Origin of the sequence: Allobosea sp. CER48, assembly GCF_044752385.1 — a bacterium.
Taxonomy (GTDB): domain Bacteria; phylum Pseudomonadota; class Alphaproteobacteria; order Rhizobiales; family Beijerinckiaceae; genus Allobosea.
The window spans coordinates 1-1,599 of record NZ_JBIWYK010000597.1 but is presented as its reverse complement, the minus strand read 5'-3'; the positions used below and the strand labels follow the sequence as shown (position 1 = coordinate 1,599).

Genomic DNA, 1,599 nt, shown 5'->3' with positions numbered 1-1,599 from the left:
CCCGAGATCACCTTCGTCTTCGACGCCGACGGCGCCCAGGCGGCGGCCTCGCGGCGCCGCGTGCTCGACATGGCCGCCGCCGACGGAATTCCGTTCAGCGGCTCGCACATGCCCTTCCCCGGCTTCGGCACCGTGAAGAAGAGCGGCAACGCCTTTCGCTTCGTCCCGGCCGAATGGAGCTACACGCTCTGACGATTGGCCAGCCAGGCCAGAAACGGCGAAGGGCCGGGATCGCTCCCGGCCCTTTCGACATTTAGGGTGCCAGTCGGCCTGTAAGCCGGGTTCTGGATGGCCGGAGGATCGCTCCCCCGACGTGACGGCCATTCCTCTGGGACGCGCATCGCTGCGCGCCTCGAGCAACCAACCCGGACGACGGGGCTCAGAAACATGCCCCTCCCCGCTTGCGCGGAAAGCGTCGTCCCTATTCGGTTTTGCTCCCGGTGGGGCTTGCCATGCCGTCCCCGTTGCCGGGTCCGCGGTGCGCTCTTACCGCACCTTTTCACCCTTACCCCGCCGGAAAAGCCGAGGCTCTCCAGCGCGGGGCGGTTCGATCTCTGTGGCGCTTTCCCTGGGGTCGCCCCCGCCGGACGTTATCCGGCACCGTGTTTCCGTGGAGCCCGGACTTTCCTCCCTCGCGAGCGAGAGCGGCCGTCCGGCCGACTGGCAAAGGGGAGATGCGCGCTGGCGCGGCCGGCGTCAAGCGCGGGCCGCCGCCGATCCTCAGTTGCGCGCCGTGATCGTGTGCACCTTGGCACAATAGGTGCGGTTGGCGCCGCTCATGCGGGTGGTCATATGCCCGCTCTGGTACTTCATGATCGTGCGGCAGGTGTCGCCGCCGGCCATCTTGTAGGCCATCGCCAGGTACTTCATGCCGTAGCGCACATTGGTCTCGGCATCGAGCAGGCCACCGGCCCCGCCCGCGTAGCCCATGCCGCGCGCCGTCTGGTGGCGGATCTGCATCAGGCCGAAATTACCCGCATGAGCCGCACGCGGATTGTAGCGGCTCTCGACGCGCACCACGGCGTCGGCCAGCGAGAACGGCACGCCATTGGCCGCGGCATGCCGGGCGACGATGGCCTTGATACCCTCGGCTCCGGCCGGAGCAGCCAGAGCCTGGCTCGCCCGAGGCGCGGTGGTTTCAGTCTCGGCGCCGGCGGCACGCGCCGCCTCGGCCTTGGCCATCCGGGCGGCCCTGCGCTCGGCCTTGCTGCCCGCCTTGGTGGCGGTCGCTTCCGCCCGCTCGCCCTTCGCGTCAGCAGCCTTCTCGCGGGCGATCTCCGCCTCGCGAACGATGAAGGCCCTGGCGTCCGTTTCCGCGTTCACGAATTCCTCCGCCGAAGCCATGCCGGAGAGGCTAATCAGGCACGCAGCCGCGAAACAACCAGAGATATATCGCATGTCGAAATGAACCCATACTGCGCCATGACTGGCCGATGGGGGCGCTCAATTGATAGTCGAATGTGTCGATTATCTGTCAACGAGGCAAGAAAAACGCGCAAATCAATACGTAAACAGGAATTTATTCTATATTTAACTACAAAGTATTTTCAGGTATTTGCGCTGCAGAAAAACTTTGACCGCCCGCGGCCGAAAAGAACG

Annotated in this window: 1 protein-coding gene, 1 other RNA gene and 1 pseudogene; 1 reads left to right on the top strand and 2 read right to left on the bottom strand. The window is 65.7% G+C overall.

What is annotated here, in order from left to right; translation table 11 throughout:
* A pseudogene (locus ACIPIA_RS15870) lies at positions 1-192 on the top strand (MBL fold metallo-hydrolase); the annotation flags it as partial.
* Positions 193-257: 65 nt separating this feature from the next.
* Here the strand turns inward: ACIPIA_RS15870 and rnpB are convergent.
* Positions 258-664, bottom strand: an RNA gene (rnpB, locus tag ACIPIA_RS15865) — RNase P RNA component class A.
* A gap of 56 nt (positions 665-720) precedes the next feature.
* The gene (locus tag ACIPIA_RS15860; protein WP_400510938.1) at positions 721-1,323 is read right to left on the bottom strand and encodes a transglycosylase SLT domain-containing protein; all 603 of its coding nucleotides are present in this window, start codon (positions 1,321-1,323) and stop codon (positions 721-723) included.
* Between the last annotated feature and the right edge of the window lie 276 nt (positions 1,324-1,599).